This is a genomic window from Pseudomonas sp. Pseusp16, from assembly GCF_047324915.1.
GTDB classification, from domain to species: Bacteria; Pseudomonadota; Gammaproteobacteria; order Pseudomonadales; family Pseudomonadaceae; genus Aquipseudomonas; species Aquipseudomonas fluorescens_CD.
This window is the reverse complement of the sequence record NZ_CP168522.1, coordinates 6392269-6415931: the sequence shown is the minus strand read 5'-3', so window position 1 is coordinate 6415931 and position 23663 is coordinate 6392269. Positions and strand designations below refer to the sequence as shown.

General features: G+C 58.7%; 12 protein-coding genes. 3 read left to right on the top strand and 9 right to left on the bottom strand.

What is annotated here, in order from left to right:
• Positions 1-23: 23 nt before the first annotated feature.
• The 6 genes from ACEN8Q_RS29135 to ACEN8Q_RS29110 all read right to left on the bottom strand — a co-directional run bounded on the left by ACEN8Q_RS29135 (position 24) and on the right by ACEN8Q_RS29110 (position 12241).
• Complete coding sequence (locus ACEN8Q_RS29135) at positions 24-554, bottom strand: hypothetical protein (protein ID WP_413425254.1); 531 nt, start codon at positions 552-554, stop codon at positions 24-26.
• A 73-nt stretch (positions 555-627) separates the two neighbouring features.
• On the bottom strand, positions 628-5226 hold the full coding sequence (locus ACEN8Q_RS29130) for a neuraminidase-like domain-containing protein (RefSeq protein ID WP_413425252.1): 4599 nt from the start codon (positions 5224-5226) through the stop codon (positions 628-630).
• A 134-nt stretch (positions 5227-5360) separates the two neighbouring features.
• Positions 5361-10463, bottom strand: a complete 5103-nt coding sequence (locus ACEN8Q_RS29125) for a Tc toxin subunit A (RefSeq protein WP_413704093.1) — start codon at positions 10461-10463, stop codon at positions 5361-5363.
• 298 nt (positions 10464-10761) lie between these two features.
• Positions 10762-11097 carry a hypothetical protein gene (locus ACEN8Q_RS29120; RefSeq protein ID WP_413425248.1) on the bottom strand — a complete coding sequence of 112 codons (336 nt, stop codon included), beginning with the start codon at positions 11095-11097 and terminating at the stop codon, positions 10762-10764.
• A gap of 168 nt (positions 11098-11265) precedes the next feature.
• The gene (locus ACEN8Q_RS29115) at positions 11266-11625 is read right to left on the bottom strand and encodes a PilZ domain-containing protein (RefSeq protein ID WP_413704092.1); all 360 of its coding nucleotides are present in this window, start codon (positions 11623-11625) and stop codon (positions 11266-11268) included.
• 232 nt (positions 11626-11857) lie between these two features.
• The gene (locus tag ACEN8Q_RS29110; protein WP_413425244.1) at positions 11858-12241 is read right to left on the bottom strand and encodes a tetratricopeptide repeat protein; all 384 of its coding nucleotides are present in this window, start codon (positions 12239-12241) and stop codon (positions 11858-11860) included.
• 209 nt (positions 12242-12450) lie between these two features.
• On the opposite strand from ACEN8Q_RS29110, the gene pyk reads away from it, so the two are divergent.
• Positions 12451-13902: a pyruvate kinase gene (gene pyk, locus ACEN8Q_RS29105; protein ID WP_413425242.1), complete on the top strand. Its 1452-nt coding sequence runs from the start codon at positions 12451-12453 to the stop codon at positions 13900-13902.
• A gap of 208 nt (positions 13903-14110) precedes the next feature.
• On the opposite strand, the gene ACEN8Q_RS29100 is transcribed toward pyk, so the two are convergent.
• Genes ACEN8Q_RS29100 through ACEN8Q_RS29090 form a run of 3 tightly spaced genes read right to left on the bottom strand, consistent with a single transcriptional unit; the run spans position 14111 to position 16923 of the window.
• Complete coding sequence (locus ACEN8Q_RS29100) at positions 14111-14860, bottom strand: enoyl-CoA hydratase-related protein (protein ID WP_413425240.1); 750 nt, start codon at positions 14858-14860, stop codon at positions 14111-14113.
• 28 nt (positions 14861-14888) lie between these two features.
• Entirely contained in the window at positions 14889-15824 is a 936-nt protein-coding gene (locus ACEN8Q_RS29095) for an iron-sulfur-binding ferredoxin reductase (RefSeq protein ID WP_413704091.1), read from the bottom strand.
• The gene (locus tag ACEN8Q_RS29090; protein WP_413425236.1) at positions 15817-16923 is read right to left on the bottom strand and encodes a GGDEF domain-containing protein; all 1107 of its coding nucleotides are present in this window, start codon (positions 16921-16923) and stop codon (positions 15817-15819) included. The genes ACEN8Q_RS29095 and ACEN8Q_RS29090 overlap by 8 nt, the downstream gene beginning before the upstream one ends.
• A gap of 314 nt (positions 16924-17237) precedes the next feature.
• On the opposite strand from ACEN8Q_RS29090, the gene ACEN8Q_RS29085 reads away from it, so the two are divergent.
• A complete protein-coding gene (locus tag ACEN8Q_RS29085; protein WP_413425234.1) occupies positions 17238-18761 on the top strand; it encodes a fumarate hydratase in 1524 nt (507 codons plus the stop codon).
• 208 nt (positions 18762-18969) lie between these two features.
• The gene (locus ACEN8Q_RS29080) at positions 18970-23604 is read left to right on the top strand and encodes a SpvB/TcaC N-terminal domain-containing protein (RefSeq protein ID WP_413704090.1); all 4635 of its coding nucleotides are present in this window, start codon (positions 18970-18972) and stop codon (positions 23602-23604) included.
• The last annotated feature ends 59 nt before the right edge of the window (positions 23605-23663 follow it).

The following is a 23663-nucleotide window of genomic DNA, read 5'->3' as shown; positions in this document are numbered from 1 at the left end:
GCATCCCCCCACGCATCGATGGATTAAAGCTCATAAGTCTGATCATCAACCTTGGCCCAAGCCAACTCCAGGGGTGCGAGATGCAGTTGAACGTCGAGGTCGGTCATACGTAAACCGCTCGATCCCCCCAGGCTGGAACCATGCAACTCGAACGTCATGTCTTTGTCAGCCGCCACGACCGTGAGCCCATAGGGCTCAAAGGGATTCCAATCCGCCAGAGGTCGATCCGGGAGTTTCCCGCTCAGATCAATGGGGTCCTCAACCCCGGTCCCCGATCTGACGATTACCTTGGAGTTTGCCCCATCACCAAAGTTTTCATATTGAAAGCTCAACCGATACCAGGCGTTCGCCAGTTGCGCGGTGGTGAGCGGTGCAGCGCTGAATGTCTGGGTAACGGCGGCCGCCCCATTCATCATCAGATAAAAGCCATACTCCGGGTCCGCGAATGTTCGCGCAATGCCCTTGCCATTGAAATGCGTCCAGTGCTCCCTCCAACCGGAGGAAAACCTGCCGTCTGCAATCAGGTTGCGACCACGAATTTCGTCATTGCTCATGATGCTTTCACACCTCTGTTGATCCATGACTCCTGAATCGACACCACGTCACCCAGGCACTGTTGAAACGACGTCAATCCCCCAACTTATCCAGCACAGCCTCGGTGTAAGCCGTCCCCCCTGCCTTCGCCAGGTACCGCACCTGCACAATGATGTCCGTCAGGCTTTCGATCAGGGCTTTTTGCTGCTCTGACGCATGCCGCGGAAAATGCAGTTGCCACCTCGAAACAGCCCCGGTTCCTTCGAATGGCAAGTAGCGTTCATCGCCAAACATCAGCTGGTGCAGGCCGGCATCATCCAGGCCGCTGCTGATGCCCACTTGCTGGTGACTGCGCAGGTTGAGCAGGATATCCGCCGGAGGCATCTGGTTGCCGTCGCCATACAGGTAGTCGAGTGAGTCAACACTGGCTTTGAGCACCGTGGTACTGGCGGTTTGCGTCAACGTCGCGCGCACATCCTGGTAAGGGCCCAACACCACGGGCAGCGACAGCGCCACCGTTGTGATCTGCCGGCAGTAATGGCCGGGGTAATCGCTGTCGAACAGCTTCTGGGTCAACTCGAAATCCAGCTTGCCCTTGCCGAGTTCTGCCAGCACCTGTTCCCAGGTTTTAGGTGTCGTGAATTGCCCCTTCTCGAACAGGTCGCGCAGGGAAATGGTCTTGATGAGTTCCAGTCGCCGCTCGTTGCGATAGAGGAAGTCCCGCTCCAGGCGCAACAAGTCGAGCTGCATCGATTCACCGGCGCTCAAGCCATGTCGGTTGTCCATCCAGACGTTGGGCCGAATGACCCGGGTGTCGAAATCACCCATTTCATACTGCCAGCTGGCTTCGGCGCTCAGGCACAGGCCCACCACAGCGTCATAGGCCTGGAAGTACAGCGTGGCCATCTGGCTCAACAACCAGCGGTAGAGTTCGACGTTGGTGGCGCGGGTTTTGTAGAAGGAGTAAAGCTCCTGGGCCTGCTCGTTGGCTTTTTGGGTTTGCAGCAGGCTGGCTCGAGCGGCCTTGAGTGTGTGTTCATGAGCTTCGAGCTGTTCGTCAATGACCCGCAACTCGCTCTTGGCCTGGGCCTCGGCGAAGCTCCATTCCTGGCTTCGACGCAGGTAAAAAGCGGTTCGCTGGAAAGCTTCACCTGTCGCATACGCGGTGGCGCCCGAAGTCGATAGCCCGTTACCCGTTGCTTTCAGGGGATCCCCACGATCTCCACCTTGCGTACCGGCCGATGCTAAGGGCAAGGGGCCAGCCGCGCCACCGAGCGTTTGCTCCTTCACGGCTGCATTTGTAACTGCGCCAGCGTTTACAGGAACAATAGCCGCAGCGCTCTTCAGCTTGCCAACCAGTCCGATCACATCCCCGGCTATTTCCATGTTCAGCAACGGGTCAGCATTGAGGTCCTCATAGTGCCTGGCTCGCTCCTCGATCATTCTTTGACTTTCTTTCAACGCCGCCTCCGACGACTCCAGTTGTTTGATCGTCTCTTCCTGAATGGTCCTGGCATGGCCGCCCAACGCAATCACATGACTCTGCTGCAACTCTTCCAGTTGCCCGCGATCACGCAGCTCCATCAATTGGCGAACCTCGCGACCAAACCCGATAAGCGTCTGCACCGCATTTTGCGCGGTGGCCAGCATGGTCCGGAATCGATAATGCGGAATGTTCAGCCAGCCGCCCGCACTGCGCGCGGCCCCCGAAGAACCACCCGCTTGGGCGCGTAGCAGATCGAGTGGATTGGTCGGCGGGGCGTACAACGCCAGCGACATCGGTTTGCCATCAATGGTCAGATTATGTCGCATGTTCCACAGGCATTCGTCGATGTACTTCCAGATCCCCAACAACTGATCATTGGTAGCCGGACGGAACTCATCCCGTGCCAGAATTTCAAAATCCGGTGTTCCCTCTACCCGTGCGGGCAGGTTCGCCACATTGACATCCAGTGACCGGGCGAATGTCAGAAGTGACGAGGTGCCGGTAGCCGCCTTGGGTTTGAGGATCTGGTCAGCGGACTGTGGCACCCAATGGCTCATCGCTTTTGCGGTGGGGGCGTTGCCCATCAGCGACAAGGCCCGCACATACTGCAGTTTCGCCGCCGCCAGGCTGTCACGGGTCAGCCGCCGATAGAGTGAATCGGCGTGGGCAATGATGCAGCGCACATAGGCGACAAAAATGGTTTTGCGGTAGTGGATGCGTTTGGAAAAGGCAATCGCGTCTGGGTCTACCAACCCCAGGGCTTCAAAGCCGGTATAGCCTTCTTCCAGCAATGGGCGGCACCACCAGTAGCGGTCGCTCGGTTTGACTGCTCCCGGACGCGGCTCGCGAATGTGCGGGTTGAAAATGTACTGATACCAGCGCTGCGATTCATGGTAATCGCGTGTCTCGCACAGACGATGGGCGATCAGGAACGGCAAGTGGAAGAACAATTCCCAGTAAAAAATGCCGTGGGCACTGTTGAAGTCGATGGGTGCGGTTGCGGGCGTAACACCCGCCGGTTGAGGCTCTAGGGTGTTCTGGGTTGCCCAGGACAATACCTCGTCGATGGAAATGGCGGCTTTGGCTACCAGCTCCGGACCAAACAGGGAGTTGAGGCGTATCCATTTTAGCCTGGTCAATGCCAGTGGCTGAATATCCAGGAACTGAGCACCGGTTGACTGTTTACTGATCAGTGGAACAGCGCTGGCATTCGGGGTCTGCTTGATCACGATTTCATAGCGGTTGCGACCATAACTACCATCGGCACTTTCCCCCCACACGACATGCAAGGTCTTGCCGACCGGATCGCCAGTCCAGCGATATTCAATCCAGGGGGTTTGAAACCAGCCCTTCAATTCGCTCAACGATTCCCACTTGCCTGGCGCGACCGTTGCACCATCCTTCACTTTCAGGCCCAGCGTGACTGTCTCCGGCTTCTGCACCAGAGACAACGTATTGCCGCTGCCCGCGAATGGCAGGTACTGAGTACCTGTCAATATGGAGAAACCGGCGCCGCCTCTGATGTGTCCGGGGCTTTGCAACCACAATATTTCCCGTTGCCGATGAGAAAGTACGATGTCCTTTTTGACGGAAACCCAACCATTGGCCAAGGCGAACTCATTCGCCTTGATAGCCGCCAATTCGACAGGCTTTCCTTCAACGTCATCCAGGCACAATGAAAAATCGAATCCCGACTCGGATTGACGGAAACAGGTCACCTTGATGCCTTTGGTTCCGACCCTGGAAATTTCAAAGAAGGTGACAAACGTTGCCACCTGGTGTTGAACGACCAAGGCAATGTCCTTCAACTCGTACTCGGGCCGGGTCAAATCGCAGACGCCTTGTACCTGCAACACATTTTCAGTCGCAAGGGCACCGTCGACCACGGTTTGCCGGCTGCTGAAATTGATATCCAACGAAAGGAACTTGCTCAGAGTGCCATCTCGCGTATCGTCGACAGCGGCAACGCTCGAAGCCGGTACGCGCACCTGACTGAGCACGGCTGCTTCACTGAGCAAGAGCTTGTGCTGCAAACCGTATTGATTGGCAAAACGACCATTGGCCAACACTTTAAGACTGGCCATGTCGGGCGGTAGCGGCTCAAACAGGGCATTGCGTGCGGCAAACATCCATCCGTGTTCCTGCTCGTTCTCCGCCGTCGCCTGCGCCGCTGGCAAATCCGTGGTGGTGAAACACACCGCCAACAGGTCATCGACGTCTTTTTTTGCACCCGCATAAGTTACAACCACCAAACGCGCGGACTCCACCGATGCCTTGGCGAACTCCTTCGTCCCCAGGGTCGATGGTGTCGACCAGATCCCGTTCACGGCAAGATAAGACAGCTTGGCTTCAACCTGCCACGTCCCTTCGGTAATCACTTCATTACCGTCGTTACCTTTCGTCTTCGTGTCCCGGGCTTTGGTCCCTTCGACCTGAACCACCATCAATCGACCGGCGAAAAACACCGGCCGGATCGCCAGCACGGTTGGCGCGGCGGGGATATCGACGGGCTTCCATTCGGTCCACGCGGTCGGGTTCAGAAACTCACTGGCGGCATTCAACTCAACATGGGCCTTGCGCCAAAAATAACCAAAGGGTTGAACCCGTTGCCGACCGATGAAGTAGTAATCGGCGTTCTTGAAGTTCGTTCCCTTTTCAGCTCCATTTCCCTCGGTACTGTCGATATAAGCCGAAATCAAATCGAGATTGCATACTTCTTCGAACCGCTTCAGATGCTCATAAAGCGCCATTTGCACCGATGCATCGTTGAGACTCGCTTGCCCGAGGTTGTTTTCCAGCTCTTTGAAAGATTCAGACTTATTGAGGCGCAATGTCGGATCGATGTAGTTTTCCGGATAATCCACAAGCATCTGATAACCGGCCCAATCGCTGATATTGCAATAACGTTGATGCCAGTCTTGCAGCTCATCTTTGGTAAACGCCTCGGTATGACCGGGCTCCATACCGCTGTAAATGGCGCCGATATATTGCTGCACACAAGCGATCGCCTCCGCCAGGCGTGCTGTTTCCAGCTCATGACCGACCTGACTGTCGAGCAACAGGTATTGATACAAGTCATTGAGCGAGGTCAGGTTCAGCTTGTTCGGACGGCCCTCATCTTCTTTCGGAGCCACTTGCCCCAAATAGAAATCCGCCAGGGCCATGCAACGACGCTCTTCCAACGCACCAATAATTGACTTGTTCATTGTTTTCTCCAGTTTTCAGTCTTAATGCGCTTGGCAACATCGAGGCAATAACCTGTTGCAGCGGCAATTACACGTCAGTACCGCCAGTGAAAAAAATCGCTGTATTCAAGACGGTTACTACCCCCGAAACTCGATCAACCTCTGGCAACAACAACAATTTCATGGTCGTAGCCCATCCAGGGGGAGGTCACGGAACCGACCTTCAAATTGGCTTCAAGAAAATGTGTACCAACGGCCAAGGGAGGGTGAAGCTGAACCCGCCAGCGCCCGTCTGAACCAACAACCCCCGCGGCATACACCGTTCCGTATTTAGCCCGGCACACATTAATTTCCGCTCCCGGCAACCCCACCCCTTCAATCCAGGATGCAGGATCTACTTTTGCTTTTACTATCGGGCTCACTATCGCTGCTGCGGCAATAGAGCTGTTTACTGTCACCCGAACATCCGGTGCCCAAGCCTCGGTCGTATCGATATGCCGCTGTTTCACTGAAATCACATGCGGCCCCATCGCCAGCGGTTCAGGCATCCGCACCGACCACTGCCCGTCATTCCCCACACTGGTACGCGCCAACAACGGCCCACCCCTGCCTTCAAACACATAAATCTGCGCCGATGGACTGCCAGTACCTTTAAGCAAGGGCTGAACTTCCACGGTGTTGCCAGTGGCGGGATAGATCAGCACCGGCGGCGGTGCGTCCAGCCGGCCCGGCAATACCAGGCGCTGGTCGAGACGATTGCAGAAGAAGGTCAAGTCGAATGCGCCATTGCGCAGGTCCTTGCAATCGACATCCCAGTGGAGTTTCGTATTGCCGCCGATGATGACGTAGGCCCCGGTGGGCGGGCTGAAGATCATTCCCAGGCCTTTGGCCGAGAGCTCTCCGCTCCAGATCAGCATCGCCCGGGCATCCTTGAGGTCCACCGACGTTGGCAGGTCAATCTCGAGTCTGTATTGGCGCCCGCGGATAAACGCCAGAGGCGCCCCACTGATAACGGCATTGGTTGTGGTATCGATCAGTTTGTAAGTCCACTGAATGGCCGGAACGACTTTGAGATTGAACGTGCGTATTTGCCCTGTGGTGCTCTTGAGCCTGGCGGTCACCACGTAGTCCCCCTCTGCATCCGCCTCGAACGCAAAGGTCGAACGGCCCAATACATCGGTGGAGATATCGACCCGCGTCGAACTGCTCCCTCCGTTTTTTTGCACCGTCCATTCAACCGGGCTGTTGGGTATGAGCCTGGACTGGTTGTTCGCTTCCTCCCGGACGGCGACCCACAACAAGGTCGGCGTCCCCGAGCCCGCTATCGGGTACAGGAAGTCAGTAGACTCACCATGGATCACTGCCGTTTTAGCCACGTAGACATCAAGCCGTTGCTCGCCCATTTCGACCTTGGCGATATAGGTCTGATCTCCGTCGGTTGGCGTGGTCACGGTGTACTGCGCAATCCCCACGGCCGAGGTAGTGCCCTCTCCAAGCTTCGTTTCTCCTTTGAAGAACTCGACTTTCACACCAGGCGCCGGCTTCTTGGTCAAACCGATAACGTGACAACTCAACACAAGTGGTTGCCCGACGACAGCCATCGAGGTTGCCTCCAGCAGTTTGATGAACGGCTTGTCAACAAACGTGATGTTGTTGATGACGAGGGGATCCTTGGTGCTGTAGCTCGCCACCAGACTGGCCTTTTCCACCGGTTCCATACTTCTGACTTTGGTTCGGGCATAGCCCTGATCGTCGGTCACCACCACCAGCGGATCGGCAACCACACCCTTCCCGGCGAATGTCACGGCACGGCCGCGCCCCGGATTCCCGTGTCTATCGACAAGCTGAACATACACAGGGAAAAACGCCTGTCCGCCAGCAAGGAATGTCTCGTCTTTTCCCGGATCCTCAGTACTGTCGAGGCTGAAGCCCAGGGAGAATTCATCGCAGTCGATCAGGATTTTCGGTGCATACACCGTTTGAGCCAGACCGTAGGTGCCTTTCACTTGCACGGCGCCCATCCAGGATCCTTTTTCCGGCTTGAAGTGAATCACCGCGCGCCCCTCATGATCGGTGATAGAGACCGACTCCATCAGCCCTGGACGATCACTGCTCCAGGTCACGGTGATATTCGGCAATACCTGATTGGTCAGGTCACGCAACGTCAATTCAACCAGCGCGACTTGATTACTCACATTAGCGATCAGGGTGTCGTTGAGACACCTGATGTCGTGCGTCACGCTCTGGCCGATTTCACCGAATACCTGAGACTGGCCGTGTACCGCCGATTCGGACAAGCATTCCAGTACATGTTCGGCCGCACTGCGGCAGGCATGTTTGTCGCTGTCCGGGGTGAGCGCGCCCAATCCGATAATGGCCTTGGCGTCCAGCCCGCTGCTGGATGCCAAACCTCGAATGCGAATCAATGTGTCGAGGGCTAAAAGATCACGCACGACCGGCATTGACGGGCTGATATAGAGAATGCACTCCAACACTTCCCTTACCCCCCACTTCACCACTTCCGCCAGCTTGCTCGCTGCCGAATCACGAATCAGGCGCAGGTCTTCCGGCGTCAGATAGGTGGGCAAGGTGTTTACCAACTCCAGGTAATGCAGCAGTTTTTCCGCCGGCTGCCCGGTAAAGGCCACCATTCGCTGAAACAGTGTCAAGTAATACAAGGAACCGATGGATATCGTCTCCGGGTGTCTGAGGTCGAGCCACTGCCAGTTATGCCGGGTGGTCAGAGCGACCAGCATTGCGGAACTGAGCCCCAGCTTTTGCACGACGTCTGCGCGCCGCACCAAATGTGCCAGCAGGTTTAACACCTCATCACCGACATTGACCTTTTCAGAGCCAGAAGTCACCGCTTCCAGCGCCCGAGTGGTGTCCAGCAGCAACATGTGGACACCACCTCTGTTGACCCATTTGAGTAACGGCAACACCAGGTCCTGGGAAAGGCTCAGGTACACTGACAAGCTTTCCTGAACCACCGCATTCTGAGCGTCCCGAGCCTGCAGCAGCAGGGCCAGAATCGCCTCACAAACCCGTTCGAAATCTTCTTGCCGAACCTGCGCCAGGGTCACCGCCGCTTCAATTTCCCCACGTGCCAGCCGTTCGTAGTCATCCGCTTCGCCCGTGTGACTCAACACCAGGCCATCCTCATCGACGACCTCTTCGAGCAGTTCCAGCCACCCCCCGTAATAATTGTTATGGGGGGACCCACCTACCGCCCTCAGCGCCTCTTCATAGAGCCGCACCGGTTGCAGGCGTTTGTGCAGTTCCTGCAACAGCATCGTGTCGGCCTCAGTGGCCAAGGGTGGAGCAATCCTCGGGGTGACATGCTGCACCAGCCAGGACACGCTCAACTCATTGTCCTGACACCATTGAACGCAGGAGTGCACAGCATGCATCACACTCAATACATCGCCATTACTGGTGGCGCCGCTGACCCGCAAACGGGGTTCGCCCAGCACCCGCTGCAACAGTTCACTGCCCCCCTTGTTACTCAAGGCCTCCAGCAACGCCCCCAGTTCTATCGCGCTGATTCCGAGAAACGCAGCCAGTAACACATGACGATAGAAGGACGAGAGAACCGGCAGACTGCACTGCAATTCGTCCATCAGGTTGTAACTCTTGGCCACGAACCGCGCCAGATAGCGCCAGGCTTCCTGGTTGATCCCCAGACTGCTGCAAATATGGTCGACGATGCGTTTATCGGCGCGGGTCTGCGGGTCGATTGCGAAGGAGACGTTACTCAACGTTAAAGGCGTATCGAACAAAGCCTGGGCATTGAAGATCCGGTCGAACTGCGAGAGTTCTTCCCCACGGCCATAAGGAGAGATTTCGTCAATCAACGCAGCGAATTGCTCGGCAGTGCACTTGAAGCGCAGACGAAACTCCTGGAACAGACCGATCGCCCGAAGGGTATTGTTGGTGATCCGCTTCGGCGCATCTGCCAGGTCTTGCGAATCGACGAGGTCGGCCCGTTGCTCAGCCCGGATTGCGGCCATGACCAGACGATCAGTTTGCTCCACAGGCAATTTCAACCAACGGCTCAGACGCAACATCCGGCTCATGCGTTCAAAGCGGTTATCGGTACTGTTTGTGAATTCGCGCGTGCCATTGGCCGGCGTACTGAGGTCCATCGCAGCGGTTGCACCATCGTTGATGAACGCTGAGCCAAAAACCTTGGGGGAGGCCGCGGGTACAACGCCCGCGGCGACGTTGTCCGATAGCTTGGGCAAACAGTCTTCGATCGATAAAAAGGACGTAAGCGTCTGCGCATCGATCGAGGTCTGGGCACAGAAGTGCACCGAGTCCAACAATGCCTTCCCAGTGGAGCCAAAGTCTCTTTTGTAGAACGCTGCTTTGTCCGGGTTGTTGGGAAACAGAAAGTTTTCCAGGAGCATCCGCTGGCCCTGGGGCCCGATATTGCAGGATTGACGCAGGGCAATGTCCGAAAGGTTTCCCTGAACCCCCAATTGCTTGAAATACGGCGCCGTCAGGTCAATGGCCCGCACCACTTCCCCCAGCGACAACTTGTTCTCCTCCAGAACCTGCTTCCATTGTTCGGCATACCACTCGAACGGCATGGTGCGAAATGGAAAACGCGTTTCCAGCAAGCGGTCATCGACCACTTTGTCGTCTGCATTCACGGGGGCGGAATTGTTGCTGATGAACGATTTGATGATGCTTTCCAGCACCTCATTGACCAGGGTCACCGTCGGCTTGATCTGGAACATGCTCACCGAATCAATGATGAGGTCGTCCAGGTCCGGCCGCCGAGTATCCAGCTTGATGAATCCGGCCCCGCCCGTCGCGCGACCTTCCAGCTGCCGGGCCAGCAAGACCAGCCTCACGAAATAGGCCGCTGGCGAGATGCTCGAATCCGGACTTTGCGAGGGGCTGGCACCCTCCCAATCGGGATCGAACAAATCGTCGAACGTCGGCGTATCCACCAGCGCCCGGATTCCGGTGCGATGCAAGGGATTGGGCGGTGCATGAGTCACCAGGCGCTGCTCACGGAACTCGCGAGCGGTATGCACCGCAAGACTCCGCGCCTTGTCCAGCAATGCCTGGGCAGCGCGGCTGTGCAGCCCGAACGTCTCCACGACTTCTTGACGCCCCAACTTCAGCAGGTCGAAAACCGAGCCGCCTTCCGCGACGAAGCGCTCGTAGTTGCTTTGCACGGCGGGCTCATCTGTGCCCGGCGTCAGATCCAGGAGTTGCTTGAGAGGCGAGGTCGAGTCGTTGCTCATTGTAAATCTCCTGAAAGTCTGGGTGATCGAGCACCGGGCGGCAACGAAGGGAGATATTTGCATTTACCCTTTCGTGGTTTTTTTACGCTTTACCTGCGCCGAAAATCACCTGCCATAAATGACAGTTCAGACGAACGGTAAAGTGGATTGAAGTTTGAGAACGGCGTTTGATTCCAATAAAAGCGTTCACCAGCAGTGGGTAATCAGAGGCGATTGGAAAATGCCAGGCACCCAGGAACGAGTGCCCATTTCCCCAAAGGCACTTGAACAGTTTTTAAAGGATTTCGAAGGGTGGAAGTCAATCGACTGGTGGGGTTAAAACATAAAAATATTTGATAAATACCCAATCCGACTCTTCATTTTGTGAACCGCTGTACCATACCGCGAGCGTATGCAATTCATGAGGGCCTGGATCCATTTCCATCTGATAGCGCCCCAAATGCGCGTCTCTTTCTGCATAAGGGCCGTCATAATAAAAGTGGATTTTGAACTTCTTCGCAGCGTAAGTCCCGCCTTCACCACGGGTAATATCAACGTAAAAAGGTGAGCGATAAACCTCTCCGGCCTTAGGGCTGTTAACGACGGGCGGACGAATATCAATCAACGGATGCTGGTCGTCTTGAAGTGTTGTCATTTTCAAATCCCCGATCATAAAACGGTCAGTTGTTCCACAGTGCTATTGCTACACCATCTTCTGGCGTGAGAGCACCTGTAACAAATGACAGTTCAGACGAATGGCAAAGAAGTCTTCAACTGGATGAACTGGGGAATATTCCGGACGACATTGACCTGAGCACGGCTGTCAGGCTGAAGCCGGCAACGGCAGAAAACTGAAATACTGCTTCAACGCCTCCACCAGTTGCCCATACTCCGGCGGTGCCCGTTGCAGGCTGAACCCGGCGTCGTAATGTTGAGGGGTCACGTCTTCATGGCACCACAGGCAACAGGCTTGCAGATCGATGATCCGCTGGCCACCTTCGCTGGCGGGAATTTTCAGGCGCAGGTTGAAGTCCGCGCCGATCATCATCGGCAGCTGGCTGATGAGCATCAGCCCGTCTTCAGAGACGTTGCCCAGAAAACCGATGGGTTTGTCGGTGGTGCCGTTGAATACTTTCAGGAAGTACGGCAGTTGATGCCGCTCGATTCGGCGGTCGGTGAACATGTGCAATATCGCTATGCAAGGCTCTTAAGCAGAGCCGCACTACTGCTTCGGAACGGGTACGCATAAGTCTTTGCCCGCTCTCCCCGCTTCCGGTGCGCCAGTTCTTGAAGCGCAGAGTCTTGCTTGTGCCGGTCACAGGTGTTGCCCCGGTTCAGAGGCAAGGCTCCAGAACCGGTTTATTCGACTATAGCTCACCACCGCCGGGGAACCAGCGATTGAATGATGCCTGCCATCAGTACTGTGTTGGTTTTGCCGCTGCGGCACTGCGCATCGGGTAGTGGCCCAGGCTCTGCAAGGTTTCCAGGCGGGCGCGGGCGCGGTAGGCGTATTCGCTTTGCGGATACGAGTCAATCATGAACTGGTAGGTCTGGGCCGCATCGATGAACATCTTCTGCCGTTCCAGGCACTGGCCGCGCATCATCGACACTTCCGGCCACACGTAAGGCCGCGCGCGGCTGTCGCGTTCGACTTTGGACAGCTCGAGCATCACTTGCTCGCAATTGCCCCGGTCATAGGCGCTGTAGGCATTGTTCAAATGATGGTTCATCGACCAACGGGTGCAGCCCGTGACACTGAGGACGCTGATGGCAAGGGCGGCAATGAGCACGAATCGCATGGGGGATCTCCTGTCTTGAACCCTGTATCGACCCGTGGTCGGAAATCTTCAGGCTGTAGAAGCGAGAAGTTGCCTGGCTCCATAAGGAAGGCAATAACCAGGTTCTTCAAAAAAACCAGGCTCTTCACGAAAAAGTAGTGCAAACGAACAATGACTACACCTTCGGAGCATAGTAGCCTCACTCAGCGCTTGAACTCAGGAGTCTTTGCATGTCCGTCCGTCGTACCAAAATCGTCGCCACCCTTGGCCCGGCCAGTAACTCGCCGGAAGTTCTCGAACAGCTGATCCTGGCTGGCCTGGACGTCGCCCGCCTGAACTTCTCCCACGGCACTCCCGACGAGCACAAGGCTCGCGCGAAGCTGGTGCGTGACCTCGCGGCCAAGCACGGTCGCTTCGTCGCCCTGCTGGGTGACCTGCAAGGCCCGAAAATCCGTATCGCCAAATTCGCCAACAAGAAGATCGAGCTGAAGATCGGTGATCAATTCACCTTCTCCACCAGCCATCCTCTGACCGAAGGCAATCAGCAAGTGGTCGGCATCGACTACCCGGACCTGGTCAAGGACTGCGGCGTGGGCGACGAGCTGCTGCTCGACGACGGTCGCGTGGTGATGCGCGTCGATACCGCCACTGCCACCGAACTGAACTGCACCGTGACCATCGGCGGCCCGCTGTCCGACCACAAAGGCATCAACCGTCGCGGTGGCGGCCTGACCGCTCCGGCCCTGACTGAAAAAGACAAGGCTGACATCAAGCTCGCTGCGGAAATGCAAGTCGACTACCTCGCGGTATCCTTCCCGCGTGACGCCGCCGACATGGAATACGCCCGTCAACTGCGCGACGAGGCCGGCGGCACTGCCTGGCTGGTGGCGAAGATCGAACGCGCCGAAGCCGTGGCCGATGACGAAACCCTCGACGGCCTGATCAAGGCGTCCGACGCGGTAATGGTTGCCCGTGGTGACCTGGGTGTGGAAATCGGCGACGCCGAGCTGGTGGGCATCCAGAAGAAGATCATTCTGCACGCACGCCGCCACAACAAGGCTGTGATCGTTGCGACCCAGATGATGGAGTCGATGATCCAGAACCCGATGCCGACCCGCGCCGAAGTGTCCGACGTGGCCAACGCCGTGCTCGACTACACCGATGCCGTGATGCTCTCGGCCGAAAGTGCCGCCGGCCTGTACCCGCTGGAAGCCGTTCAGGCCATGGCGCGTATCTGCGTCGGTGCCGAAAAGCACCCGACCAGCAAGACCTCCAGCCACCGCATCGGCAAAGAGTTCGAGCGCTGCGACGAAAGCATCGCACTGGCGACCATGTACACCGCCAACCACTTCCCGGGCGTGAAAGCGATCATCGCCCTGACCGAAAGTGGCTACACCCCGCTGATCATGTCGCGCATCCGTTCCTCGGTGCCGATCTACGCGTTCACCCCGCACCGCGAAGCCCAGGCTCGCGCGGCCATGTTCCGCGGCGTGTACACCATCCCGTTCGATCCGGCTTCGCTGGCACCGAACGAAGTCAGCCAGAAGGCAATCGACGAGCTGGTCAAGCGCGGCGTCGTGGAGAAAGGCGACTGGGTCATCCTGACCAAGGGCGACAGCTACCACACCACCGGCGGCACCAACGGCATGAAGATCCTGCACGTTGGCGACCCGATGGTCTGAGTGACCGGTTGCTGAAAAACGAAAGCCCCGCCATGTGAATGGCGGGGCTTTTTGTTTTCTGATCCAACAGGTGTGTTGTCTGATCGGGCCCCTTCGCGAGCAAGCCCGCTCCCACAGGGTTTTGTATTGGTCACATGATTTGTTAGCAACTCCGGTCAATGTGGGAGCGGGCTTGCTCGCGAAGGGGCCGGTACAGTCAGCGAAAGACTCAATGCCGCTTGATGAACCCGGTCAACGCAGCCAGTGCTTCCGGCGAACTCAACCGCTGGGTGAACAACGCCCCCTCCTCTTCGATCACCCTGCGCAACAACTCGCGATCCGGCGCCTTCATCAATTGCTTGCTGATACGCACCGCTTCCGGTGGCAGCGTCTCGAAGCGCAGCGCCATTTCCCGCGCCTTGGCCAAGACTTCTTCGCCACTGCCCAGCGCCTCGGACGCAATGCCCCACGCAGCAGCCTGTTCACCATTGAACCCCTCACCGAGCAGCAATAACTCCGCCGCTTTGGCATGCCCGAGCAAGCGCGGCAGGAGCAGGCTGGAACCAAATTCAGGGCATAAACCCAGGTTGACGAACGGCATGCGCAAGCGCGCATCACGGCTGACGTAGACCAGATCGCAATGCAGCAACATCGTCGTGCCAATGCCCACCGCCGCTCCAGCCACGGCGGCGATCACCGGTTTGCGGCATTCAAGCAGGCTGAGCATGAACTGGAATACCGGGCTGTCGAGGCCGCTCGGCGGTTGCTGGATGAAATCGGCGATGTCGTTGCCGGCGGTGAAGCATTCGGCGGAGCCGGTGATCAGCACGGCGTTGATCTCGGGGTCGCTGTCGGCCTGTTTCAACGCTTCGGCCAGGTGGCTGTACATGGCGCGGGTCAGGGCGTTTTTCTTGTCCGGGCGATTCAGGCGCAGGGTCAACAGGCCGCGTTCGCGTTCAACTTGGATGGCATCGGTCATGGCAGGTCTCGCGTCTGAAAGTCAGCGCTCAACCACGGGGCAGGAACACATCGGCCAGCAGTTGATTGCGCGGCAATCCCGCCAGGTACAGGCGCCGGGCAAAGGCGTCGACACTGTCGGGGGCTCCGCAGAGTAAGGCCAGGGTTTGCCGCGAAACAAGCCGCAGTTGCGCCAAAGCCGCTGGCAACTCGGCCGGGGTCCACAGTTCGACACTCAGGTTAGGACGGCTGGCGGCCATGGCTTGCAGTGGTTTTGCCAGGTAGTGCTCATCGGCATCATGGGCCAGGTGAATGACACGGATGGCGCCCTGATGATCGTGGCGCAGCGCTTCGCGCAATACGCCAAACAACGGCCCCAACCCGGTGCCGGCCGCCATAAGCCACAACGGTCGGGTGTGCCAGTCAGGGTCGTAGTGCAACGCCCCGCCGCGCAACTCGCCGAGACGCATCGGATCGCCGATGTTCAACTGGCGGGCTGCATCGCTGAACTCCCCCGGCAGGCGACAATCGAGGTGAAACTCCAGAAAGCGGTCGTCTTCCGGCAGGCTGGCAAGGGAATACGGCCGCGCAACGCTGCCCGCCCACAACACCAGATGCTGGCCGGCGCTGTAGCGCAACGGTCGCTGCGGGGTCAAGCGCAAGCGCAACACGCTGTCGCTCAACCAATCGACAGCCGCAACCTCGGCCGGGCGACCGTCCTCTAGCGGGTCGAAGGCATGCACCTGCAAGTCCTCGACCACCTGGCACTGGCACGCCAGTCGCCAGCCCTGTTCACGCTGCTGTGCACTCAGGGCATCCGGGCGGCTGTCGCTCGGCAGCCCCTGTACACACTGCACCAGGCACGCATGGCAACTGCCCGCGCGACAACTGTAAGGCACCGGCACGCCGTTCTGATTCAGCGCATCGAGCAGATTGCTGCCCGCCGCCACCGACCAGTGGCGCTCGCCGACCCGCAGTTCAGGCATCGACGTTCTCCCACGCTGCCGCGCATCGGTTGCGGCCATCACGTTTGGCGCGATAGAGCGCCTGATCGGCCTGTTGCAGGGCATCATCGAGGTCGTCGCCCAGTTCCAGCAGGGTCATGCCGGCGGACAGGCTGAGGTTACGCACATTCAGCCCGATCAATTCGACATCGGTGAATGCAATGCGCAGTCGTTCGCAGCACGAAGTCAGACTGTCGGCATCACAATCGGGCAGCAGCACCACGAACTCTTCGCCACCGTAGCGAGCCAGAACGTCACCGTCGCGCAGGCACGCGGTGGCTACGCCGGCAAAGGCTTGCAGCACCTGATCGCCGGCGGCATGGCCGTGCAGGTCGTTGATGCGTTTGAAATGGTCAAGATCGATCAACGCCAGGCCATGCATGACACCCGCATCCATGGCTTTCAACTCGCGGGAAGCAAGGCGCAGGAAATGCCGGCGATTGAACAGGCCGGTCAGCTCGTCGGTGGCTACCAGGTCTTCGAGCTGACGCATCATCCCGCGCAATGTGTCCTGGTGTGCCTGCAACGCAAAACGCCGCTGACGCATACGCTGTCGCGAGGCCTGGACATGGCGGGCATACAGCACCAGCCACACCAGTACGATGAACAGCACGCAGACCTGCAACACCGCCATGGCCGGGTCAGGCAGCTGGAAGTGGTAGCCCTCCCACAACGTGATCGCGCTGAAACTGCAAAACACCAGCAACGCACATCGTACAAAAGACCGGCGTGACAGATGGAACAGGCCGAACAGCAGGATCAGCACGTAAAACACCAGAAACGCGCCCCGTGCTTCGTCCAGATGGGCAATCAGCCAGGTTTGCCAACCCAGCCCCAGCAACACTTGCGCCTCGGTCAGGCTGGGGTCGGCGAGACGCAGGTTGTAGCCGCTGTAGAACACCGCGAACAGGATGACCTGACTGGTCACTACCAGTACGCTGCCGATGACGACACTGGAAAGCGGCGCGTCGTAGTGACCAGTAAAAAACGCCAGCCAAAGCAACAGCAATGCCAGGGCATAGGTGCCGGCCGCCAGGGCGAAACGTTTAAGCAACAGGCGCTGGATGGCGTTATGGGTCAATCGTTGATTCACCAAATGAAAGGAGACTGACAGAGCGTCCTACTCTACAGACCGTATGTCACTTTAGTGGCGTGGCCGATAAATGACCATTCAATTTTCGGCATGGGCAAGGTCATCTCGGTTGCAGGAGCTTATGCGACCAACGATTGACTGTCGGCGCGTGTGCAGGCCTTTGATGCGCGGTATACTGCCGCGCCTTTTTAGCGTCGCGCCAGCATGCCCGGCGTGCCTTGAAAGGTGCTTGCAACCGACCGATGCACCCAAGCTGCAAGCACCTTAATTGAATGTTCCCGTCTTTTAGAGGAGCGCGACTCATGACCGTGATCAAGCAAGACGACCTGATTCAGAGCGTTGCCGACGCCCTGCAGTTCATTTCCTACTACCACCCCGTGGATTTCATCCAGGCGATGCACGAGGCCTACCTGCGCGAAGAATCGCCAGCGGCCCGCGACTCGATGGCACAGATCCTGATCAACTCGCGCATGTGTGCCACCGGCCACCGCCCAATCTGCCAGGACACCGGTATCGTCACCGTGTTTGTCCGTGTCGGCATGGACGTGCGCTGGGATGGCGCCACCATGGGCCTGGACGACATGATCAACGAAGGCGTGCGTCGCGCCTACAACCTGCCGGAAAACGTCCTGCGTGCCTCGATCCTCGCCGACCCGGCGGGCGCTCGCAAGAACACCAAGGACAACACCCCGGCCGTTATCCACTACTCCATCGTTCCGGGTAACACCGTGGAAGTGGACGTGGCGGCCAAGGGCGGCGGTTCCGAGAACAAGTCGAAGATGGCCATGCTCAACCCGTCCGACTCGATCGTCGACTGGGTGCTCAAAACCGTTCCGGAAATGGGCGCCGGCTGGTGCCCACCGGGCATGCTCGGCATCGGCATCGGCGGCACCGCCGAGAAAGCCGCGGTGATGGCCAAGGAAGTGTTGATGGAATCCATCGACATTCACGAGCTCAAAGCCCGTGGTCCGCAGAACCGCATTGAAGAAATGCGCCTGGAGCTGTTCGAGAAGGTCAACCAGCTGGGCATCGGCGCCCAGGGCCTCGGTGGCCTGACCACCGTGCTCGACGTGAAGATCATGGACTACCCGACCCACGCCGCCTCCCTGCCGGTGTGCATGATCCCCAACTGCGCCGCCACCCGTCACGCGCACTTCGTGCTCGACGGTTCCGGCCCGGCCTCGCTGGAAGCGCCACCGTTGGACGCCTACCCGGAAATCGTCTGGGAAGCCGGTCCGTCGGCCCGTCGCGTCAACCTCGACACCCTGACCCCGGAAGAAGTGCAGAGCTGGAAGCCGGGCGAAACCGTCCTGCTCAACGGCAAGATGCTCACCGGTCGCGACGCCGCGCACAAGCGCATGGTCGAGATGCTGAACAAGGGCGAAACCCTGCCGGTTGACCTCAAGGGTCGCTTCATCTACTACGTCGGCCCGGTCGATCCGGTCGGTGACGAAGTGGTTGGCCCGGCTGGCCCTACCACCGCGACGCGGATGGACAAGTTCACCCGTCAGATCCTCGAGCAGACCGGCCTGCTGGGCATGATCGGCAAATCCGAACGCGGCCCGACCGCGATCGAAGCGATCAAGGACAGCAAGGCCGTGTACCTGATGGCCGTCGGCGGCGCCGCTTACCTGGTCGCCCAGGCGATCAAGAAGTCCAAGGTGCTGGCGTTCGCCGAACTGGGCATGGAAGCGATCTACGAGTTCGAGGTCAAGGACATGCCGGTCACCGTTGCGGTCGACAGCAAGGGCGAGTCCGTACACATCACCGGTCCTGCCATCTGGCAGAAAAAGATCAGTGAAAGCCTGGCGGTGGAAGTTCAGTAAGCACTGACAGCGCACAGTAAGAACCGGTCTGCTGGCAACGGCAGACCGGTTTTTTTACGCCTGATAAAAAGCGATCGAAGGCTGAAGCTCACGCATCGTTTGTTCTAATAAATCCCGGCTGACCTGTCAGATCTGACAGGTTACAGCCGCCCGTGTCGCTGATAGCTTGAATGCACTCGATGCATTCTCTGTCACGGCGGACACTCCCATGGCGACTGAACAGCAGGGCACCCTCGAAATCAACGCACCCGCCCTGCCCAAAGGCGGCGGCGCCATCCAGAGCATCGGCAAGGGCTGGGGCGGTGTGGGCACCACCGGTGCGGCGTCGCTGGAACTGCCGCTGCCCATCAGCAAGGCGCCCAATCGTGACATGGTCCCGGCCCTGGGCCTGGGTTACAGCAGCGATGTCGGTAACAGTCCGTTCGGCATCGGCTGGCGTATGACCACCAATGCAATCACCCTGCGCACCACCAAAGGCGTGCCGAAGTACGACGGCAGCGACCAGGTGGTTGGCCCCGGCGGTGATGTGTGGATGCCCGAGAAGAGTGACGACGGCAAACTGATCTCCAGGGCGGTGTCCGAGTACAACGGCATTCAGCTCGGCATGCACCGGGTCGTGCGCTACTGGCCGCGGGTCGAAGGCGCTTTCGATTTGATCGAGCACTGGACCAAAGAGGGCGATGCGGACAATCCGGCGGGCTTCTGGCTGATTCACGGCGCCGACGGCAGCCTGCACTGCTACGGCAAATCCGAGGCGTCACGCCGGGCCGATTCGAACGACAAGTCCCGCGTCGGTGTATGGCTGATCGATGAAAGCCTGAACCTGCGCGGTGAACATGTGGTGTACCTGTACCAGGCAGAGGTCGATGCGCCGACCGCCCCGCAGTTGCGCGACTACCGTGCCCAGCGCTACCTGCGTCGGGTCTTGTACGGCAACGCCCAGGCCAGCGCCAACCTGTATGCATGGAAAGCCAATGGCTGGAAAGACGTAGCCTGGCATTTCCACTTGCTGTTCGATTACGGCGAACGCAGTACCGACCTGACGCAAGTGCCGGTTTACGATCTGCCCGGTATAGAGCGCGGCGAGTGGGGCGAACCGCGCAAGGATCCATTCTGGAACTACGCCTACGGTTTTGAATTGGGCTCCCGGCGTCTGTGCCGTCAGGTCCTGATGTTTCATCAGTTCGCCGAAGAACTCGGTAACGACCCGGTGCTGGTCCAGCGTCTGCTGCTCGAGCATCGCCAGAGTCCGCTGGGCTACAACCATCTGACCGCCGCCCACATCCAGGCTTATGACAATCAGGGGCAGATGGAAAGCCGGCCGCCCATGGAATTCTTCTATAACCCGTTCGAACTCGATCCGCAGCGCGAGGGTTACCGTGAATTCCCGCAAATGCCCGGCCTCAATGACGGCCAGCGTTATCAACTGGTGGACCTGTATGGCGAAGGCATGCCCGGCGTGCTGTTCAGCAGTGACAAGGCCTGGTATTACCGCGAACCGCTACGCGCCGCCAGTGGCGGCAATGACGTGAGTTATGGCGACTGGGCGCTATTGCCCGCCATTCCCGTGGCCGACAGCAGCAAACCTATTCGCCAGTCCCTCAGCGACCTGACGGGCGACGGCAAGCTCGATTGGGTGATCGCCCAGCCCGGTCTGTCCGGGTTCTTCACCCTCAATCCCGACCGAACCTGGTCGAACTTCGTGGCCTACGCGGCATTTCCCACGGAGTTTTTTCATCCCAAGGCGCAACTCGCCGACCTGGTGGGCGACGGTCTGACTGACCTGGCGTTGATCGGCCCGCGGAGTGTGCGGTTGTACTCCAGCCGTCGTGAAGTCGGATTCAGCCAAGGGGCCGACGTCCCTCACGATGATGACTCGCTGCCGCTGTTGAGCAATGCCCAGACCGAACTGGTGGCGTTCAGCGACCCGCTGGGCAGCGGCACGCAGCACTTGGTGCGCATCCGCCACAACGAAGTCAAATGCTGGCCGAATCTGGGTCATGGAAAGTTCGGCAAAGGCTTCGTGCTTTGTGACCTGCCCTTCGACTATGCCGAGTTCGATGCGTCGCGGGTACGACTGGCAGACCTGGACGGCTCGGGGGCTGTTGACCTGATCTACCTGGAGCCCGACGGTTTCCGGGTGTTCATGAACCACGGCGGCGAAGGCTTCGATGAGGACTTTGTGACAATGCCGTGGCCGCAAGGCGTACGTTACGACCGCCTCTGCCAGGTGAGCATCGCCGACCTGCAAGGGCTGGGTTGTTCCAGCCTGATCCTGACCGTACCGCACATGGAGCCCCGGCACTGGCGCTACGATTTCGTCAGCGCCAAGCCGTATCTGGTGAACGCCAGCCACAACAACATGGGCGCCGTGACGGGCGTGAGCTACCGCAGTTCGGCCCAGGAATGGCTGGATGAAAAAGCCGAACTGATCGCGGCTGGCAAAGCCCCGGTTTCGCACCTGCCGTTTGCCATGCACCTGGTCAGCCAGCAGACCCAGCTCGATGAAATCACCGGCAATCGACTGACTCAGGGCTTCACTTACCGCCAGGGTTTCTACGACAGTTTCGAACGTGAGTTCCGTGGTTTTGGCCTGTTGTTGCAAACCGATACCGAAGCCTCGGCGGCGGAACGTTCAAGCCTGGGATTCACTGCGCCGATTCTCAGCAAGACCTGGTTCCATACGGGCAAAGCCATAGACATGCGTGACGATAGTTACTACCGGGGGGACACCAACGCCGTCGATTTGCGCGCAACCCTGCTGCACGAGTATCACCTCAGCGACGCGGCGGGACGAGTGATCGAGCCCGACGAAGAACTCGTCCGCGAGATGGCCCGCGCCCTCAGCGGCTCTGTGTTGCGCTCAGAGGTTTTTGCCGCTGACGATGATCCCGCAACGGCTGTGCCCTATACAGTGCAGGAGAACCGCTTTCTCATTCGCCAGTTGCGCCCCAAAGGTAAACATCACCCCTATGCCGTGTTGCAGTCACTGGCGCTGGAAAGCATCGCTTACCAGTACGAAAAAACACTCGCCGACGACCCGCTGGTCCAGCACACGATCAACCTGGAGTGGGACAAGTTCGGCAGCCTGACTCATGGTTTTGTCGTGCACTACGCCCGGCGTAAAACCGACAAGGACAATCCGCCCTTCCACGTCGATCAGCCCGGCGACGAAAGCGATGAAGACTACGAAAACAAATGGTGGCTGGACGCCCACGACGAAGCGCAACAATGCTGGTATCTGACCGAGGCGAAAGCCGAGCATTGCCATTTGGAAAACACTGACGGCTGGCGCCTGGGCCTGCCCTATCGTCAGCGCGGCAATGCGCTGGTCCTGGAAAAAAACGAACTCAAACCTGTCGACATCCACCATGAGAAGCTCCTTGAGTGGGCCGCCGACGCAGGAGCCTGGGCAGGCAAAGCGGTGCTGACCGGTTTGTCGCTGCAACGCTATCAGGACCCGGCCACCGGCCAATTGCTGGACCCGGACCGACTGATTTTCACCGCCCTGCCCGACTACCTGGAAACCGCCGAACTGGATGCCGCCGCCCTGAGCGCCTACGACAAGCTCAAGGACGAAAACGGCAACATGCCGTTCAACCTCAAGGAGAAACTCCAATCACCCGAAGTCGGTTACCACATCATGGATCTGTTCCTGCCGGATGCTCCCGCGGGTGACCCCGTAGACCCGACCGATGCCAAGAACTATCTGTGGTCCGTGCGCAAGAGCTTCCCCACTTACCACGGCCTGGAAGGGTTCCATAACGTCGAAAAATTCCAGCAGACCAAAAGCCATGGCATCACCTCAGTCGCGTATGACGAGCACTGGTGCCTGAGTACCGCCGTCACGTTGCCGGATGGCTGCACCACAGGCATCCTCGATATCGACTACCGATCGTTCCTGCCAGCAGGCATCATCGACCCCAATCAAAACACCCAGGAGGCTCGCTACAACGCGTTCGGCGAAGTGCTGGTGACCAGTTTCTACGGCACGGAACTGGGCGTCGAGGTCGGTTTCCATCCGCTCAGCGGTTACCAGCCACCGGAGGACCGCACCCCGGCAGGCGCTATCGCCGACAAGAACAAAGCCATCGGCAACTACGCCACGGCCACCTTCTCTGCACCCTTCAGCTGGATGGGCAAAATCCCCCCGGCAGCAACCGCGCCCTGGCTGGCCTGGGCCCGCGCCGAAGGTTTCGTATTACCCGACGGCCATCTCTGCAGCCGGGCGCGTTTGCACCTTGAAGACCTGCAAAATCCTTCCGCGAACGAACGGCAGCTTCAGCAATACCTCGACAACGCGCATCGCGAACCGGTGCATGTCGTCACCTTGCAGGCCGACCGCTACCCCGGCGATCCGGAGTTGCAAATCCGCGCGGCCATCGCCTGCTGGGATGGCTTCGGACGCTCCCTGCAAACCAAGCAGGAGGTCGAACCCGGCCTGGCCTGGGTGGTCAACGACAAAGGTGAACTTGAACCCGACGAAAACGGCCGCCCCAAGGAAGAACAGGCAGCCCGGCGCTGGCGGGTCAGCGAACGGGTCGAGTACAACAATAAAGGCGAAACCGTGCGGATCTATCGCCCCTACTTCGCCAGCGCCTACCGCTACATCAACGACGCCTCGATCCGCGAGTCGGGCTACCACGACCAGCAGTTCTACGACGCCGCCGGCCGGCCGACACACACTGTGCTGGCGAAAAAAATGCTGCAGGGCAATCCACCAGAAGAAAAACCGTTGCGTCGGGAACAACGCTATCGCACCTGGTACACCATTGCGTTTGACGAAAACGACTTGTTTGATCCGCCACCCGCACAACGGCAATCCATCTGGACAATCCATTGAGCGCAAACATCCACCGCCATACGCCAGCGCTGGCTGCTACCGACGGTCGTGGCATAGTG

Excerpts from the sequence above, each read along its gene's own strand:
- ACEN8Q_RS29135 (WP_413425254.1), bottom strand. The coding sequence starts at position 554 with ATGAGCAATGACGAAATTCGTGGTCGCAACCTGATTGCAGACGGCAGG.
- ACEN8Q_RS29130 (WP_413425252.1), bottom strand. The coding sequence starts at position 5,226 with ATGAACAAGTCAATTATTGGTGCGTTGGAAGAGCGTCGTTGCATGGCC.
- ACEN8Q_RS29125 (WP_413704093.1), bottom strand. The coding sequence starts at position 10,463 with ATGAGCAACGACTCGACCTCGCCTCTCAAGCAACTCCTGGATCTGACG.
- ACEN8Q_RS29120 (WP_413425248.1), bottom strand. The coding sequence starts at position 11,097 with ATGACAACACTTCAAGACGACCAGCATCCGTTGATTGATATTCGTCCG.
- ACEN8Q_RS29115 (WP_413704092.1), bottom strand. The coding sequence starts at position 11,625 with ATGTTCACCGACCGCCGAATCGAGCGGCATCAACTGCCGTACTTCCTG.
- ACEN8Q_RS29110 (WP_413425244.1), bottom strand. The coding sequence starts at position 12,241 with ATGCGATTCGTGCTCATTGCCGCCCTTGCCATCAGCGTCCTCAGTGTC.
- pyk (WP_413425242.1), top strand. The coding sequence starts at position 12,451 with ATGTCCGTCCGTCGTACCAAAATCGTCGCCACCCTTGGCCCGGCCAGT.
- ACEN8Q_RS29100 (WP_413425240.1), bottom strand. The coding sequence starts at position 14,860 with ATGACCGATGCCATCCAAGTTGAACGCGAACGCGGCCTGTTGACCCTG.
- ACEN8Q_RS29095 (WP_413704091.1), bottom strand. The coding sequence starts at position 15,824 with ATGCCTGAACTGCGGGTCGGCGAGCGCCACTGGTCGGTGGCGGCGGGC.
- ACEN8Q_RS29085 (WP_413425234.1), top strand. The coding sequence starts at position 17,238 with ATGACCGTGATCAAGCAAGACGACCTGATTCAGAGCGTTGCCGACGCC.
- ACEN8Q_RS29080 (WP_413704090.1), top strand. The coding sequence starts at position 18,970 with ATGGCGACTGAACAGCAGGGCACCCTCGAAATCAACGCACCCGCCCTG.